Consider the following 14,953-nt stretch of genomic DNA (forward strand, 5'->3'; position numbering starts at 1 on the left):
AATGGCAAATATCGACTATACCCGCGCGGCCAAATACTTCCTTCTGCAGGATTTCTGGGTCGGCATGAAGCTGGGGCTGAAGTACTTCTTCGCGCCCAAGGCCACCGTGAACTACCCGCACGAAAAGGGCCCGCTGTCGCCACGGTTCCGCGGTGAACACGCCCTGCGCCGTTACCCCAACGGCGAGGAGCGCTGCATCGCCTGCAAATTGTGCGAAGCTGTGTGCCCCGCGCAGGCCATCACAATCGACGCCGAACCGCGCCAGGACGGCAGCCGCCGTACCACGCGATATGACATCGACATGACCAAGTGCATCTACTGCGGCTTCTGCCAAGAGGCCTGCCCGGTCGATGCCATCGTCGAAGGACCTAATTTCGAATTCGCCACGGAAACCCGCGAAGAGCTGTTCTATGACAAGCAGAAGCTGCTGGACAACGGTGAACGCTGGGAAGCCGAGATCGCCCGCAATCTGGAACTGGACGCGCCCTACCGATGAGCGATCCGACGAAAAACCCATTCGAGCAGATGCTCAGACAGGCGCATGACATGGCCAAGGCGTTCAACCCGGCGCTGGAGAGCTATTCGCCCGTCGACGCGATGCGCGGCTTCGAGGCGCTGTGGCCGACCATGCCCAAAGAGGTCATGGAGATGATGTTCGGCAACACCGTCAATCCGGGCGGACTGGATGCCAAGACCCGCCTGTTGCTGACGCTGGCCGGGCTGACCTGTCAGGGCGCACAGGCCGACACGGCCCTGCGCCAGACGGTACGCCATGCCATCGAGGCAGGGGCCAAGAAACAAGAGATCGTGGAAACGATCGGTCAGATGTCGGTCTTTGCCGGCATCCCGGCCATGACCCGGGCGCTGGAACTGGCGCAGGAGGCCATGGGCGAAAACGAGGAAGATGACCAATGAGCGTATTTGCCTTTTACCTCTTTGCCATCAGCGCCATCACCGGCGGGCTGTTCACCGTGATCAGCCGGCAGCCGGTGCATTCGGTGCTGTGGCTGATCCTGGCCTTCCTTTCGTCGGCGGGACTGTTCGTGCTGCTGGGGGCGGAATTCGTCGCCATGCTGCTGATCATCGTCTATGTCGGCGCGGTGGCGGTGCTGTTCCTGTTCGTGGTGATGATGCTGGACGTGGACTTTGCCGAGCTCAAGGCCGAGATGGCGCGCTACATGCCTCTGGCCCTGCTGATCGGTCTGGTCATCCTGATGCAGTTCGTCATGGCCTTTGGCGCCTGGGACAGCTCACAAGGCGCGGCGGCCAACCTGGCCCAGCCGATCCCTGCCGACCGCCACAACACCGAGGCACTGGGTGTCATCCTTTACGATCAATACTTCCTTCTGTTCCAACTGGCGGGCCTGATCCTGCTGGTGGCCATGATCGGCGCCATCGTGCTGACGCTGCGCCACCGCAAAGACATCAAGCGTCAGGACATTGTCGGTCAGATGATGCGTGACCCGGCCAAGGCGATGGAGCTGAAGGATGTGAAACCGGGGCAGGGACTTTGAGACGATGATCGGACTTGAACACTATCTTACCGTCGCGGCAACGCTGTTCGTCATCGGCATCTTCGGTCTCTTCCTGAACCGCAAGAACGTCATCATCCTGCTGATGAGCATCGAACTAATGCTGTTGGCCGTGAACATCAACCTCGTGGCGTTTTCCAGTTTCCTCGGCGATCTGGTCGGGCAGGTGTTTACGCTGTTCGTGCTGACCGTGGCCGCGGCCGAGGCTGCCATCGGGTTGGCCATTCTGGTCTGCTTCTTCCGCAACCGCGGCACCATCGCGGTTGAAGACGTCAACATGATGAAGGGGTAAGGGATCATGGAAACCACAATCCTCTTTGCCCCGCTCGTGGGCGCGCTGATCTGCGGCTTTGGCTGGAAGTTCATCGGCGAAAAGGCCGCGCTGTGGACGGCCACGGGCCTGCTGTTCTTGGCCTGTTTGCTGTCGTGGATCGTGTTCTTCAGCTTTGACGGACAGACCCAGCAGATCGAGATCATGCGCTGGATCGAGAGCGGCTCGCTGTCGACCTCGTGGGCCATCCGTCTGGACCGGCTGACCGCCATAATGTTGATCGTCGTCACCACGGTTTCGGCGCTCGTGCACCTTTATTCGTTCGGCTACATGGATCACGACCCGCAGTGGCGCGAGGGCGAAAGCTACAAACCGCGCTTCTTTGCCTATCTGTCCTTCTTCACCTTCGCCATGCTGATGCTGGTGACGGCCGACAATCTGGTGCAGATGTTCTTCGGCTGGGAAGGCGTGGGGGTCGCGTCGTATCTGCTGATCGGTTTCTACTATCGCAAACCTTCGGCCAATGCGGCGGCGATGAAAGCGTTCATCGTCAACCGTGTGGGCGACTTCGGCTTTGCGCTTGGGATATTCGCGCTGTTCTTCCTGACAGACAGCATCAACTTCTCGGATATCTTTGCCGCTGCACCCCAGCTGGCGGAAACGCAACTGACCTTCCTGTGGGGCGAATGGACCGCGATAGAGGTCATCTGCGTGATGCTGTTCATCGGTGCGATGGGCAAGTCGGCGCAGCTGATCCTGCACACCTGGTTGCCGGACGCGATGGAGGGCCCGACGCCCGTGTCGGCGCTGATCCACGCGGCCACCATGGTGACGGCCGGTGTGTTCCTGGTTTGCCGCATGTCGCCGCTGATGGAGTTCGCGCCTGGAGCAACCGGCTTCGTCACCGTTCTGGGGGCTGCCACCGCTTTCTTTGCCGCGACCGTGGGCTTGGTGCAGACGGACATCAAACGCGTGATCGCCTATTCGACCTGCTCGCAGCTGGGCTACATGTTCGTGGCCGCGGGTGTGGGCATGTATTCGGCGGCGATGTTCCACCTGTTCACGCATGCCTTCTTCAAGGCGCTCTTGTTCCTGGGGGCGGGTTCGGTGATCCACGCCATGCACCACGAACAGGACATGATGAACTATGGCAACCTACGCAAGAAGATCCCCTATACCTTTTGGGCGATGATGATCGGCACGCTGGCCATCACCGGTGTCGGCATCCCGCTGACCACGATCGGCTTTGCCGGTTTCCTGTCAAAGGATGCCATCATCGAAAGCGCCTATGCCGGCGGATCGGCCTTTGGGTTCTGGGCGCTGGTGATCGCGGCCGCGATGACCTCGTTCTACAGCTGGCGTCTGATCTTCCTGACCTTCTATGGCGAGGAGCGGGGCGACAAGCACACGCATGAGCACGCGCATGAAAGCCCGATGGTCATGCTGGTGCCGCTGGGTGTTCTGTCGCTGGGCGCCGTGTTCGCGGGCATGATCTGGTACAACAACTTCTTCGGTCACGCCGATCAGGTGGGCAAGTTCTATGGCATTCCGGTGGCCGAGGCGCATGCCGAGGCCGGTGACCATGCCAAGGCCGATGACCATGGCGACAACGCGCATGCCACCGAATCCCATGGCGAAGAAGCTGCGCACGACGATAAGGCCAAGGGCGGAGATCACCACTATGCCTTTGTCGGCAAACCGGGCGAGGGCGCGCTGTACATCGCGCCGGACAACCATGTTCTGGACGACGCGCATGCGGCGCCGAAATGGGTCAAGGTCTCGCCGTTCATCGCAATGGTTCTGGGCTTTGGGCTGGCTTACCTGTTCTACATCGTGAACCCGGCGCTGCCGGGCCGCCTGGCCGAGAACCAGCGTCCGCTGTACCTGTTCCTCAAGAACAAGTGGTACTTTGACGAAATCTACGACGCGATCCTTGTCAAACCGACCGTGGCCTTGGGCCGGTTCCTGTGGAAGGGCGGTGACGGCAAGACGATCGACGGTTTCCTGAACGGAGTAGCAATGGGCGTCGTTCCCTTCTTCACCCGCCTCGCAGGCAAGGCGCAGACGGGCTACATCTTCACTTACGCCTTCTGGATGGTTCTGGGGATCGCCGCCCTGGTCACTTGGATGTCGATCGGCGGAGGCGCAAACTGATGGACAATATCCTATCCATTGTAACGTTCATTCCGGCCATTTCCGCCGGTCTGATGGCGCTGTTCCTGCACGGGAACGATGTGGCCGCACAGCGCAATGCCAAGTGGATCGCGCTGGTTGCGACCACAGTGACCTTCCTTGTTTCGATCGGGATTTACACCGAGTTCGACCCATCGAACACCGGCTTCCAGATGGTGGAAGAGGGTCAGTGGCTGCTGGGCCTGAAGTACAAGATGGGCGTGGATGGCATCAGCGTTCTGTTCGTGCTGCTGACCACCTTCATCATGCCGCTGACCATCTTGGCCAGCTGGAACGTGACCGACCGGGTCAAGGAATACATGATCGCCTTCCTGCTGCTGGAAACGCTGATGCTGGGCGTATTCATGGCGCTGGATCTGGTGCTGTTCTACCTGTTCTTCGAAGCCGGGCTGATCCCGATGTTCCTGATCATCGGGATCTGGGGCGGCAAGGACCGGATCTATGCCAGCTTCAAGTTCTTCCTCTACACCTTCCTCGGCTCGGTTCTGATGCTGGTGGCGATGGTGGCGATGTATGCGGATGCAGGCACCACGGACATTGCCGCGCTCATGACGCACCAGTTCTCGTCCGAGAGCTTCAGCGTGCTGGGTGTCCACATTGTCGGTGGTATGCAGACGCTGATGTTCCTCGCGTTCTTCGCGTCCTTCGCGGTGAAGATGCCGATGTGGCCCGTGCACACCTGGCTGCCTGACGCGCACGTTCAGGCACCGACGGCGGGCTCGGTCGTGCTGGCGGCAATTCTGCTGAAGATGGGTGGCTATGGCTTCCTGCGCTTCAGCTTGCCCATGTTCCCTGTCGGGTCGGCGGTGATGACCGATCTGGTGCTGTGGCTGTCTGCCATCGCCGTGGTCTACACCTCGTTGGTGGCGCTGGTGCAGGAGGACATGAAAAAGCTGATCGCCTATTCCTCGGTCGCGCATATGGGTTTCGTGACCATGGGCATCTTTGCGGCGAACCAGCAGGGCATCGACGGGGCGATCTTCCAGATGCTTAGCCACGGGTTCATCTCGGCCGCGCTATTCCTTTGCGTCGGCGTGGTCTACGACCGTATGCACACCCGCGACATCGAGGCCTATGGCGGCTTGGTGATCCGCATGCCGGCCTATGCGCTTGTGTTCATGCTGTTCACCATGGCCAATGTGGGTCTGCCGGGCACCAGCGGGTTCATCGGCGAATTCCTGACGCTGATGGGCACCTTCCAGGTCAACACCTGGGTGACCGCAGTGGCGGCCAGCGGCGTGATCTTCTCGGCAGCTTATGCGCTGTGGCTGTATCGCCGTGTGGTCTTTGGCGACCTGATCAAGGAAAGCCTCAAGTCGATCACCGACATGAGCACACGCGAACGCCTGATCTTTGCGCCGCTGATCGTCATGACCATCCTGCTGGGGGTTTATCCGTCGCTGGTGACCGATGTGATCGGCAATTCGACCGCCGCGCTGATTTCGAACTATGACACGGCTCTGGCCGCGGCCGAAGCCGCGACCCAGGTCGCTTCGCACTAAGGGAGCTTTGGAGACATGATCCAGGCTGATCTCACTGTAATTCTGCCGGAAATCATTCTGGCGATCTATGCGATGGCGGCGCTGATCGGAGCTGTCTACACCAGCAAAGATGCACTGGCTCCGGTTCTGGTCTGGACGACGGCCGGACTGATGGCGGCGCTGTCGTTCTGGATCGCGTCGAACGGCTCGGGGACCAATGTGGCCTTCAACGGCATGTTCATCGACGACGGGTTCGCCCGGTTTGCTAAGGTCGCAATTCTGCTATCTGCCGCAGCGGTTCTAGTCATGAGCCAGGAGTACATGGCGCGCCGGAACCTGTTGCGTTTCGAGTATCCGTTGCTGGTGGCTTTGGCAGCGGTCGGCATGATGATGATGGTCAGCGCCGGCGATCTGATGTCGCTCTATATGGGGCTCGAGCTGCAGTCGCTGTCTCTGTATGTCGTGGCGGCCCTGCGCCGTGACAGTGCCAAATCGACCGAGGCGGGATTGAAGTATTTCGTTCTGGGTGCGCTCAGTTCGGGATTGCTGCTGTTCGGCGCATCTCTGGTCTATGGGTTCACCGGCACGACGCTGTTCTCGGGCATCATCAACACGGTCCATCACGGCGATGTCTCGGTTGGGCTTCTGTTTGGCCTTGTTCTGCTGATTTCGGGCCTGGCATTCAAGATTTCGGCGGTTCCATTCCACATGTGGACACCGGACGTTTACGAGGGCTCGCCCACTCCGGTGACGGCTTTCTTTGCAACCGCACCCAAAGTTGCAGCGATGGCCTTGTTCGCGCGCGTTCTGCATGATGCGTTCGGGGGTGCAATCGCAGACTGGCAGCAGGTGATCGTGCTGCTTTCGGTCCTGTCGATGTTGCTGGGGGCTGTGGCTGCCATCGGGCAGCGCGACATCAAGCGGCTGATGGCTTATTCGTCAATCGCACATATGGGGTATGCGCTGATCGGCCTGGCCGCAGGCACCGAATTGGGTGTCAAAGCGATGCTGATGTATCTGGCGATCTATGTGACCATGAATATCGGCACCTTCGCCTTCATCCTGATGATGGAGCGCGACGGAAAGCCGGTGACAGACATCGACGCCCTGCGCCAGTATTCCAAGCGGGACCCGGGCAAGGCGCTGGCCGTGCTGATCCTGATGTTCAGCCTTGCCGGTGTGCCGCCAATGCTGGGGTTTTTCGCCAAGTTCGGCGTCTGGCAGGCCGGTGTGCAAGCTGACCTGATTGGGTTGGTCATCGTATCGGCAATCGCCTCGGTGATCGGTGCCTTCTACTATCTGCGGATCGTCTTCTACATGTATTTCGGCGACGAAAACGAAGATCCGATCGAAACCCGCTCGACCCCGGTATTGTGGGTCGCTCTGATGGGGTCGGCCGCATTGATGTTGATCGGTGTGATCTACCAGTTCGGGATCGAGGGCGCAGCGGCAGCCGCGGCGACGACGCTTGTCAACTGACCGTTTCAACAAAATCTGGAAAGGGGCTCGGCCATCAGGCCGGGCCTTTTTGGCATGAGCACCTGGCCCCAAGGATACGGTCTGCATATCCTGCAGGAAGTTGACAGCACCCTGAATGAGGCCGCGCGGATCGCACCCACTGCAACAGGTCCGGTCTGGATCATGGCGCATCATCAAACCGCCGCGCGTGGCAGGCGCGGCCGGGCGTGGTCCAACCCCCAGGGCAACCTGGCAGCAACCTTGTTGCTGCGGCCCGAGGGCAATCCAGAGCAGGCAGCCCTTCGCAGCTTTGTTGCCGCGCTGGCGCTTTTTGATGCCTGTGTTTCGGTCACCGGTCGCGCACAGGGGTTCGCATTGAAATGGCCGAATGACGTGTTGTTGAACGGCGGGAAACTGGCCGGCATCCTGTTGGAAAGCACGGGGCAGGGGCGCGACGTATCCCACCTTGCGATCGGCATCGGGGTGAACCTCGCAGACGCGCCTGATCCTGAGACAGTTGAGCAGGGAGCTCTGCGGCCCGTTTCGTTGTTGTCGGAAACCGGGGCTCAGGTGTCCGCCGAGGATTTTCTGACTGAACTCGCCGACGCTTACGCGAAGCTCGAAACCCAGTTTGTTACCTACGGGTTTGAACCGATCCGCAAAGCGTGGCTGGCCCGAGCCGCGAAGCTGGGCGAGGTGATTACCGCGCGCACAGGTGCTTCGGAAACCGTCGGGACCTTTGAAACGGTGGACGCGGGCGGCAACCTTGTCCTAAACACCGCCAAGGGCCGCGTCAGCATTCCGGCGGCAGACGTTTATTTCTGAAAGGGGCGCATATGCTTCTGGCCATTGACTGCGGCAACACGAACACCGTTTTCTCGATCTGGGATGGCGAGAAATTCCTGTGCACGCTGCGCACCTCAACCCACCATGCCCGCACGGCCGATGCCTATTTCACCTGGTACTCGACCCTGGTGAAACATTACGGGATCGAGGCTGACATCACCGACGTCATCATTGCCTCGACGGTGCCGCGGGTGGTGTTCAACCTGCGCGTCTTTGCCGACCGGTTCTTTGGATGCCGGCCGTTGGTGGTGGGCAAGCCCGATTGCGAGTTGCCGGTAGCGCCGCGCGTTGATGAAGGGACGATTCCCGGTCCGGACCGTCTGGCGAATGCGGCCGGTGCCTTTGATCGGCACGGCGGGAATGTCGTGGTGGTGGATTTCGGGACCGCCACGAATTTCGATGTGGTCGCCGCTGATGGCGCCTATGTCGGAGGAGTGATCGCCCCCGGCGTGAACCTCAGTCTCGAGGCCTTGCACCAGGGCGCTGCAGCTCTGCCGCATATCGACGTGACGCGTCCCGAGAAAGTCATCGGCACAAACACGGTTGGATGTATCCAGTCAGGTGTGTATTGGGGGTATTCCGGCCTCATCGAAGGTTTGATCGACAGGATCAAGGCGGAATACGGAATGCCCATGAAGGTCATAGGGACGGGCGGTCTTGCACCGCTGTTCGACCAGGCCGATGTGGGCTTTGATGCAATTGAAGACGATCTGACGATGCACGGGCTTACCGTGATCCATCGCTACAACAAGGATACTGGCTCGGCATGAGCAGCGAAAGACTGATCTACTTGCCGCTCGGCGGCGCGGGCGAAATCGGTATGAACGCCTATGTCTACGGCTATGGCAAACCCGGTCAGGAACGTCTGATCCTGGTCGATCTGGGCGTGACCTTTCCCGACATGGATACAACGCCGGGCGTCGATCTGATCTACGCCGACATATCGTGGTTGAAGGAACGTGCGGATCGGCTTGAGGCGATCTTCGTCACCCATGCGCACGAGGATCACGTCGGCGCCGTGGCCCATTGTCATGAGGCCCTTGGCGCGCCGGTCTACGCGCGTGCTTTCACCGCAAATATCGCCCGCCGAAAAATGGAAGATGTCGGACATCCGCCCGAAGCCGTGCGCACCGTGTCCGCCTGGCCCGAGCAGATCAAGGCAGGTCCGTTTACGGTCGGATTCCTGCCCGTTTCGCATTCGATCCCCGAGAGTGCGGCGCTGGTGATCGATACACCGGCCGGCCGTGTCGTGCATACCGGTGATTTCAAACTGGACACCAATCCGGTTGTGGGCGAACCGTTTGATCCCGATCTTTGGGCCGAAGTGGCCAAGCCTGGGGTCAAGGCGTTGGTTTGTGACAGCACCAACGTGTTTTCCTCGCATCCCGGTCGCTCGGAGTCGGAGGTTGGGCCGGCCATCACCCAATTGGTCGAGGACGCGACCGGTATGGTGGTTGCAACGACCTTTGCGTCGAATGTCGCGCGGGTCAAAACGCTGGCCGAGGCCGGGCATCGGGCGGGTCGTTCGGTGGTTCTGTTGGGCCGGGCCATGCGCCGCATGATCGAGGCTGCGACCGAAACCGGTATCCTGTCTGATTTTCCGCGCGTGATCAGCGCTGAGGAAGCCTTGGATCTGCCCCGCCAGAACCTGATGCTGATCGTCACCGGCAGCCAGGGTGAGCGCCGCGCGGCCAGCGCGCAGTTGGCGCGCGGCAAATACCGGGGGATCGAGCTGAAGGATGGCGACCTGTTCCTTTTCTCCTCGAAGACCATTCCGGGGAATGAACGCGGTGTGATCCGCATCATGAACCAACTGAGCGAAAAAGGCGTCGACGTGGTCGATGACAGCGCTGGCCTGTACCACGTTTCCGGCCACGCCAACCGCCCCGATCTTGAGCAGATGCATGCCTTGGTCGATCCTCAGATCGTCATTCCAATGCACGGTGAACACAGGCATCTGCGGGAACACGCCAAGCTGGCCGAGGCCGCAGGTCGTGCCGGAGTCCTGGCGGTCAATGGCACGATGCTGGATCTGTCGGGGAACGCGCCCGAGGTCGTGGATTATGTCGAGACCGGCCGGACCTACCTGGACGGATCCGTCAAGATTGGCGCGCTGGACGGTGTGGTGCGGGACCGCATCCGCATGGCTCTGAACGGGCACGTGACCGTAACGGTCATCCTGGACGAAGACGACGAGCCGCTGGGCGAACCTTGGTGCGATACCATGGGCCTGCCGGAAACCGGCGTGTCGCGTGCCGGATTGATCGAGGTGCTGGAAGAGGACCTGAACCAGTTCCTGATGCGGGCTGAGGTCAAAACGTTGCGGGACGATGACAAGCTGGAAGAAGCCATGCGTCGCATCGTTCGACAAAGTGCGCAGATCGAAATCGGCAAAAAGCCCGAAGTCACAGTTGTAATAAGCCGAATGAAATAAGGCGGCTCAGTCTGTTTCGGGCATCGGGTGGCCATTGAGGCGCTGGAACAGACTGGCTTCTTCGTTGTTCAGAAAGAACGGCACAGAGTCGGGGGGCGTTGTATCTGACACGCGCGCCTCGACTTCCGACAGAACAACCTCGGTGATGAACGGCAAGTCGAACTCCCGCGCCTGTTCCAGCGGAATCCACTGTAGATGTGACAGTTCATCCGAGGCCTGGCTGAAATCGTCCAGATCACCGGCGATGGCATCTGCGTCCAAAAGAAAAAATCGGGCGTCGAACCGGCGTGGACGTCCGGGCGGGGTAACCGCGCGGAACACGAACTGCAGCGCTTCGGCCGACGGAATGTAGCCTCTTTCCGCGAAGCCGGTCCAGGCATGTGGAACCGGACCCGGCCAGGTGTCGCGGACACCGAGGATAAGGCCGGTCTCCTCCCACAACTCGCGAATTGCCGCTGCCGCCAATGGCACATGCAGTCCGGCAGGGGCCTGATCGCTCAGCCTTTGTTGGCAAATCTCGGGTACCGGAGTGGCCAGCGGAACTTGCGCGTCCTCAGCATCCACGGCACCCCCCGGAAACACGAACTTGTTCGGCATGAAGGCCGCCGCGGCACCACGTTGGCCCATCAGAATCGACGGGGTTCGAAAACGGTCGCGCAAAACGATGATCGTCGCGGCGTCGCGAATTGCGGATTTGTCCACGGTCATGAGAAGCTCAGCTGCATTGACGGGTCACTTGCTGTCGTCGAACCCGTGCATCTTCCGGGCCCATTGAAAGCCGACGACCGCTCCTTTGAGCCTGGGAAGAAGGAACAGCGACAGTGCAACGCAAGCTATCGAAAAGCCGATTGCCATGGCCCACGGAGACGGGCGCAGGCCGACGTAAGTGACATGCAGCGCCGGAGCCAAAAGGTGTCCGACCAGCAGAATGGTCAAGTAGGCCGGCCCGTCATCTGCCCTGTGGTGAAACAATTCCTGACCGCAGTCTGCGCAGGTATCATTCACCTTCAGGTAGCTGTGCAACAGCTTGCCTTTGCCGCAATTGGGGCATTTGCACCGGAACCCTTTGACGATGGCGGGCCACGTGGGGCGTTCCTCCTGAGAGAGGGTGTCGATGGTTTGATCTGTCATCTTGATACTCGCGCTCGGATTTCGGGGATATTGCGCTTGTTTCATCCCGCAGAAAAGGGGGGTGCGTCGCTTTGCACCGACCCTCTCGAAAATATTGACCGGAAATGCAGGTTTCAATGCCGGAAAAAAATTTGCGGACAGCGACGGAAACTTTGCCGGGCTGCGTTTGAATGAATGTAAGCAGCGGCACAGGGCCGCGACAACAAAGGAAACGAGCAATGAAGAGCGCAAAATTTATCTCGGCCATCATTCTGTCTGCAGTTGCCGTCACCGGGACGGCTGCGCTGGCCAAAGGACCTCGCGACCGTGAACCGGTCAGCTTTCAGGAGCTGGATGCCAACGGTGACGGCCAGGTGACCAAGGCCGAGATGGAGACCCATCGCCTGCAGAAGTTCACCTCGGCCGATACCGACGGTGACGGAAAGATCAGCGTCGAAGAAATGCAGGCCGAGGCTCAGAAGAAGGCAAACGACCGCGTTTCCGACATGTTCGAGCGTCATGATGCCGACAAAGACGGCTTTCTGACTGCGGACGAGTTGCCGAAACCGCGCCGGGCTGACAAGATGTTTGACCGCCTTGATGCGGATGGAAACGGTTCGCTGTCCGAGCAGGAGTTCGCCAATGCACGGGATGGTATGGGTCGGCACCACAAGAAGGGTGACCGCCCGGACCCAGACAACAACTGACGCAGGATGAAGGACGTGCCGTCCTCTGCGCATACTGTCCGCGGCGACACGGTCGCCGCGGATGCCTGCAGCGACGACGTGTTGCTGAAACGGTTTGCCGAAGGCGACGCTCAGGCAGCACGCCTGCTGACCGATCGGTTGGGGCCGCGGTGTTATTCGGTTGCTCTGCGTATGTTGAACAACAGGGCAGAGGCCGAAGATGTAACCCAGGAAGCGATGCTTCGGCTTTGGAAGGTGGCGGCGGACTGGGTTCCGGGGCAGGCCAAGATCTCGACCTGGTTGTACCGCGTGGTCTTGAACCTGTGTGTCGATCTGCGGCGGAAGAAAACGGCAGGCACATTGGACGATGTCCCAGAGCCTGAGGACGACCAGCCCAGTGTCGTGGACCGAATGCAGCAAAACGCCCGCGTGGATGCGTTGCAAGCGGCCTTGGCACAATTGCCCGAACGGCAGCGCGAAGCTGTCATTCTCAGGCATATCGAGGAGTTGTCCAATCCGGAAATCGCGGGAATCATGAGGATTTCCGTAGAAGCGGTAGAAAGTCTTGTTGCCCGCGGAAAGCGGTCTTTGACGGCCATACTGTCAGGCCGTCAGGAAGAGTTGGGGTATGACCATGTCTGACCAAGATACAGAACTGGATCTCTTGTTTGCCGAGGCACGGCAGGCACATGTTGATCTGCCCGACGATTTGGCGGTTCGTATCCTGACGGATGCCGAGGCCATCCGGCTTGCGGCGACAAAAACAGCGAAACCCAAGTCACAAGGGTTTCTGGGCAATCTCGTTGCCGGTCTCGGGGGCTGGCAGGCGCTCAGTGGGCTTGCGGCGGCCAGCGTGGTTGGCGCATGGGTCGGTTTTGCCGCGCCGTCCTTTCTGCCGGACCCGGCGAATTACATAATGACCCAGGATGCATCCTACATGGTCGCCAATCTCGGTCTCGAGGCCGCGTTTCTGGAGGAAGCGGAATGAATGAAGACGTCAAACCCCCACGACGCTGGGTGCCTGTGCTGCTGGTCGTATCCCTTGGTCTGAACCTGCTGGTCGCTGGAGTGATCATCGGGACTGCGCTGCGGTTTCATGGTGTGCGGGACGATGTTCCTCCCGGATTTGGACCTGCCCTGTACCGCGCTCTTCCTGATCCGGAACGCAAGGCGTTGAGAGGCGATCTGGCCGACAAGCATCGGCGCGGGGCCGAGAAAAGGTCTCGTGATTTCAAGGCGCTTGGCAAGGCGCTGCGGGCCATTCCGTTCGACCGCGATGAAGTCCAGAACCTGCTGGAAGAACAAGCCCGGGCGAATGACGAAATCCAGGCGGCTCTGCAAGAGCAGTGGCTGGCTCGGGTTTCGGCCATGTCCGACGAAGAACGAAAAGCTTATGCCGACCGCTTGGAAGACGTGTTGAAGCGGCGCCCGGATCCCAAGAAACGCAAGGACTGACCCGCTTAGGCCGCGTTCTGTTTCATCCACACCTGGTTCCGGCCTGCCTGTTTTGCCGCATAAAGCGCGTTGTCCGCGCATTTAATCAGGCTTTCGGCCGACAGTGAGCCGTCTGGAAGTGGGGAGAAGGGTGGCTCGCATACCTTCAGCCCGATGCTGACCGTCACCGGAAGCCGGGCAGGAATGTCCGGCAGGACGATCGGTACGCTGCTGACGCCGCTGCAGATATCGGCCGCCTTCCTGAGCGCCTTTTCGCGGGTCGCGTTTGGCAGTCCGAACAGGAATTCCTCTCCTCCGATGCGGGCGAGGAAGCCGTCAGGTCCGAAAGCGCGCTTCATCCGTTTTCCGGCCTCGACCAAAACCCTGTCACCGGCACTGTGGCCGTAACGGTCATTGATGGATTTGAAGTGGTCCAGGTCGGCCAGCATGATCGCAAAACCCCGCTGTTTGTGCACCGAACTGTGCAGCAATTGGTCCATCGCGGTCTGTGCGAAACGACGGTTGTTCAGGCCCGTCAGCGTGTCGATCCACGATTCCTCAAGCCCACGGCGCAACGAGTCGCGCATTTGCTCGTCATGCGCCTTGCGTGCAATCAACGCCTCGACCCGAAGCGATACTTCGTCAGGGCAGAACCCTCCGAGGCAAATCGCATCGGCGCCGCGATCCAGGGCCTCGGCGGCAAGAGTGGCGTTGTCATCGGGAATGATTCCGATCAGAGCAGTCCGCCGAGTGCCGGTGCGGGATTTGAGGTCGGCCAACATGTTCAGGCCGGATGGATCGCTGTTCAATTCGACAACAATCGCGTCAGGTATGGTGCCGGACAAGACTCCGCTGAGGTTGGGCAGGGTATGGCTGCACACCGAATGCTGCGTTCGTCCGTTCAGGGCCTTGTGCCACAGCGTGCGAGTACGTGCGGTGTGGGCCAAGACGGCGATCTGACCATGCCGCGCGGGCGTGATCATTGCTGCGGGGGCTTCGGCAAATCCCACGGATTGAGGGTTGCCACTGTTCTTCAGATCCTGAGTTTCCGCACGGGCGCGCAGCAGGCTTCGCACACGCGCCAGCAACAGCGTATCTTTGAACGGATAGGCCAGAACGTCATCCAGCCCCTCGGACAGGTTCCGCAGCCGGGCGGTCCGATCGTTCTGAGGCGCAATCGCGACCACAGGGACATCCTGCAGGGCCGGAACGGACAGCATCAGTCTTTTGACGTCGCCCGCGTCTCCGTCGGGTAGTGTCTGGGCCGTCAGCACCAGATCCGGCCGGGTCCGCCGCAGCAACGCCCCAAGACCAGCCAGCTTCTCGCCCTGCACGACATGATACCACGCCGCCATCAGCTGCACCTTCAGCATGATGCGATTGGTCGAGACCCCGTCGAGGACAAGGATGGTTCCCTGCACGGACATTGTTTTCACCGTAGATTGCATGCCTTGTCAAAGTGTTTATGAGTCTGGTTAACAAACCCTTTCCAAATCTTCGAACCGGGG

General features: G+C 60.2%; 17 protein-coding genes. 14 read left to right on the forward strand and 3 right to left on the reverse strand.

Annotated elements, in window-relative coordinates; translation table 11 throughout:
* The first annotated feature begins 1 nt into the window (after window position 1).
* Genes nuoI through ACR0IR_RS02830 form a run of 10 tightly spaced genes read left to right on the forward strand, consistent with a single transcriptional unit; the run spans window position 2 to window position 10,215 of the window.
* Window positions 2-496, forward strand: coding sequence for an NADH-quinone oxidoreductase subunit NuoI (nuoI, locus tag ACR0IR_RS02785; RefSeq protein WP_170341017.1), 495 nt, complete (start codon window positions 2-4; stop codon window positions 494-496).
* On the forward strand, window positions 493-915 hold the full coding sequence (locus ACR0IR_RS02790; protein ID WP_170341019.1) for a carboxymuconolactone decarboxylase family protein: 423 nt from the start codon (window positions 493-495) through the stop codon (window positions 913-915). Before nuoI ends, ACR0IR_RS02790 begins: the two co-directional genes overlap by 4 nt.
* Window positions 912-1,514, forward strand: a complete 603-nt coding sequence (locus ACR0IR_RS02795; RefSeq protein WP_170364480.1) for an NADH-quinone oxidoreductase subunit J — start codon at window positions 912-914, stop codon at window positions 1,512-1,514. Before ACR0IR_RS02790 ends, ACR0IR_RS02795 begins: the two co-directional genes overlap by 4 nt.
* 4 nt (window positions 1,515-1,518) lie before the next feature.
* Entirely contained in the window at window positions 1,519-1,824 is a 306-nt protein-coding gene (nuoK, locus tag ACR0IR_RS02800; protein WP_005984024.1) for an NADH-quinone oxidoreductase subunit NuoK, read from the forward strand.
* Window positions 1,825-1,830: 6 nt separating this feature from the next.
* Window positions 1,831-3,957, forward strand: a complete 2,127-nt coding sequence (gene nuoL / locus ACR0IR_RS02805; RefSeq protein ID WP_170364478.1) for an NADH-quinone oxidoreductase subunit L — start codon at window positions 1,831-1,833, stop codon at window positions 3,955-3,957.
* On the forward strand, window positions 3,957-5,498 hold the full coding sequence (locus tag ACR0IR_RS02810; RefSeq protein ID WP_170364476.1) for an NADH-quinone oxidoreductase subunit M: 1,542 nt from the start codon (window positions 3,957-3,959) through the stop codon (window positions 5,496-5,498). The genes nuoL and ACR0IR_RS02810 overlap by 1 nt, the downstream gene beginning before the upstream one ends.
* Window positions 5,499-5,513: 15 nt before the next feature.
* Window positions 5,514-6,956, forward strand: a complete 1,443-nt coding sequence (nuoN, locus tag ACR0IR_RS02815; RefSeq protein WP_170364473.1) for an NADH-quinone oxidoreductase subunit NuoN — start codon at window positions 5,514-5,516, stop codon at window positions 6,954-6,956.
* A gap of 54 nt (window positions 6,957-7,010) precedes the next feature.
* Window positions 7,011-7,760 carry a biotin--[acetyl-CoA-carboxylase] ligase gene (locus tag ACR0IR_RS02820; protein ID WP_170364471.1) on the forward strand — a complete coding sequence of 250 codons (750 nt, stop codon included), beginning with the start codon at window positions 7,011-7,013 and terminating at the stop codon, window positions 7,758-7,760.
* 11 nt (window positions 7,761-7,771) lie between these two features.
* On the forward strand, window positions 7,772-8,551 hold the full coding sequence (locus ACR0IR_RS02825) for a type III pantothenate kinase (protein WP_093964922.1): 780 nt from the start codon (window positions 7,772-7,774) through the stop codon (window positions 8,549-8,551).
* Entirely contained in the window at window positions 8,548-10,215 is a 1,668-nt protein-coding gene (locus ACR0IR_RS02830; protein WP_170364469.1) for a ribonuclease J, read from the forward strand. Before ACR0IR_RS02825 ends, ACR0IR_RS02830 begins: the two co-directional genes overlap by 4 nt.
* Window positions 10,216-10,221: 6 nt before the next feature.
* Here the strand turns inward: ACR0IR_RS02830 and ACR0IR_RS02835 are convergent, their stop codons facing one another.
* On the reverse strand, window positions 10,222-10,923 hold the full coding sequence (locus ACR0IR_RS02835) for an NUDIX hydrolase (RefSeq protein WP_170364467.1): 702 nt from the start codon (window positions 10,921-10,923) through the stop codon (window positions 10,222-10,224).
* A gap of 24 nt (window positions 10,924-10,947) precedes the next feature.
* Window positions 10,948-11,346 carry a DUF983 domain-containing protein gene (locus ACR0IR_RS02840; protein ID WP_170364465.1) on the reverse strand — a complete coding sequence of 133 codons (399 nt, stop codon included), beginning with the start codon at window positions 11,344-11,346 and terminating at the stop codon, window positions 10,948-10,950.
* A gap of 218 nt (window positions 11,347-11,564) precedes the next feature.
* On the opposite strand from ACR0IR_RS02840, the gene ACR0IR_RS02845 reads away from it, so the two are divergent.
* The 4 genes from ACR0IR_RS02845 to ACR0IR_RS02860 are packed head-to-tail and all read left to right on the forward strand — an operon-like array spanning window position 11,565 to window position 13,466.
* Window positions 11,565-12,032, forward strand: a complete 468-nt coding sequence (locus ACR0IR_RS02845) for an EF-hand domain-containing protein (RefSeq protein ID WP_170364463.1) — start codon at window positions 11,565-11,567, stop codon at window positions 12,030-12,032.
* Between the two features lie 6 nt (window positions 12,033-12,038).
* On the forward strand, window positions 12,039-12,653 hold the full coding sequence (locus ACR0IR_RS02850) for an RNA polymerase sigma factor (protein ID WP_093964927.1): 615 nt from the start codon (window positions 12,039-12,041) through the stop codon (window positions 12,651-12,653).
* A complete protein-coding gene (locus ACR0IR_RS02855) occupies window positions 12,646-12,999 on the forward strand; it encodes a hypothetical protein (protein WP_254429904.1) in 354 nt (117 codons plus the stop codon). Before ACR0IR_RS02850 ends, ACR0IR_RS02855 begins: the two co-directional genes overlap by 8 nt.
* Window positions 12,996-13,466 carry a periplasmic heavy metal sensor gene (locus ACR0IR_RS02860; protein ID WP_170341035.1) on the forward strand — a complete coding sequence of 157 codons (471 nt, stop codon included), beginning with the start codon at window positions 12,996-12,998 and terminating at the stop codon, window positions 13,464-13,466. Before ACR0IR_RS02855 ends, ACR0IR_RS02860 begins: the two co-directional genes overlap by 4 nt.
* 5 nt (window positions 13,467-13,471) lie before the next feature.
* On the opposite strand, the gene ACR0IR_RS02865 is transcribed toward ACR0IR_RS02860, so the two are convergent.
* Entirely contained in the window at window positions 13,472-14,872 is a 1,401-nt protein-coding gene (locus tag ACR0IR_RS02865) for a diguanylate cyclase (protein ID WP_170364462.1), read from the reverse strand.
* Window positions 14,873-14,953: the final 81 nt, after the last annotated feature.

The organism is Ruegeria sp. CF2, assembly GCF_056537385.1.